Source organism: Bradyrhizobium sp. Kon10 (assembly GCF_055807395.1).
Genome location: NZ_JBVVOZ010000094.1, coordinates 1 through 1,394 on the forward strand (window position 1 = coordinate 1; position 1,394 = coordinate 1,394).

At 56.9% G+C, this 1,394-nt stretch carries 1 pseudogene; it reads right to left on the reverse strand.

Annotated features, from left to right (window positions below):
• Window positions 1-278: 278 nt before the first annotated feature.
• Window positions 279-1,308, reverse strand: a pseudogene (locus AC0L2O_RS36165) (IS110 family RNA-guided transposase).
• Window positions 1,309-1,394 lie beyond the last annotated feature (86 nt).

Here is a 1,394-nt window from a genome sequence, read left to right on the forward strand (position 1 = left end):
TTGGCTCTGACTCATATGTGGAACGGCCCGGGCTGCAAGATCTTTTTCTGGTAGAACAAGGGATGACGGTGCGGTCATATGTTCGGCCTGTGAATGCGGCGCCTGGCCGCTGGCCACGATGATATCCGCGGAAGCAATCGCCCAATCAATTTCTCGCGCTCGAAGCGCAGTGAGTCAGGCGGTCTGATTGCTACCGGGAATGACGTCATTCGAGGTTCATCCAGATTTGCACCTTGCCTCCTCGGCGGATTTCTTCTTCCGCCGGAGAGCTCTTGAGCTTAGGATTTCAGCATTGCGGCCGGCGCCTGATAGATGCCTCCTCTGACCAGCAAGGCCCAGATCGTGCGCGCAATCTTATTAGCGAGCGCGACCGATACGACCTTGACCGGCCGTCTTTGCAGCATGGTCCGAATCCAGAGCGGGACTTTCAAGCCTCGTTTAGCAAGCTTGATGATAGAGGTCGCACCAACGATCAAGAGCGTCCGTAGTTGCCGATTTCCACGCTTTGATATCGCGCCGAGCCTTTCTTTCCCGCCGCTCGATTGTGCCCTCGGTGTTAGCCCCGTCCAAGCGGCAAAATCTCGTGCAGTCGCAAAATCGCGAGCATCCAAGACCGATGTTCGAACGGTAGCGGCGATGAGAGGACCGACACCCGGAATGCTCATCAGACGCCTTGCATCGGGGTCCTGTCTGACGGACCAAAATCTCTCTGTCGAGCTTCTCTATGCGGGTTGTAAGCAGCTCAATCTGTTCGGCAAATAGGATCAGGGCAAAGCGGGCGGCGCCGGGGATCCTGTTGTCTTTTTCGTCCCGGAGAAGCACCAGGAGTTTTGCGATGCTTGCCATGCCTGTGCCAGCGATAATGCCCAATTCGGCCATATGAGCCCGCAGAGCATTTGCAGTCTGGCTGCGCTGCCTCATCAGCATCTCTCGCGTTCGCAAAATCATGCTGGCTGCTTGTTGTTCGGCAGTCTTCACCGGTACGAACCGCATTGTCGGGCGGGTGACCGCCTCACAAATGGCTTCAGCATCCGCCACGCCGGTCTTGTTACGTTTGACGTAAGGCTTCACGTAGGCTGGCGGCATCATGCGGACAGAGTGGCCCAGCGCCGCTATCTCGCGCGCCCAGTGATGGGCACTCGCGCAGGCCTCCATACCTACCAAGCAAGCTGGAAGGCTCCGAAAGAAGGGTAGAACCTGCGATCGCCGTAATGTGCGACGAACCAAGACTTTCCCGTCTTCGGCGGTGCCGTGAACTTGAAAGATCGACTTGGCCAAATCCAAACCCACTGTGATAATTTTCTCCATGGAACGGTCCTTCCTTTGTGGCGCCTCTCTACGCGACCACGTTAGGCACTTTTGATGCCGGTTCGAAGGGCCGTTCCACACCATCA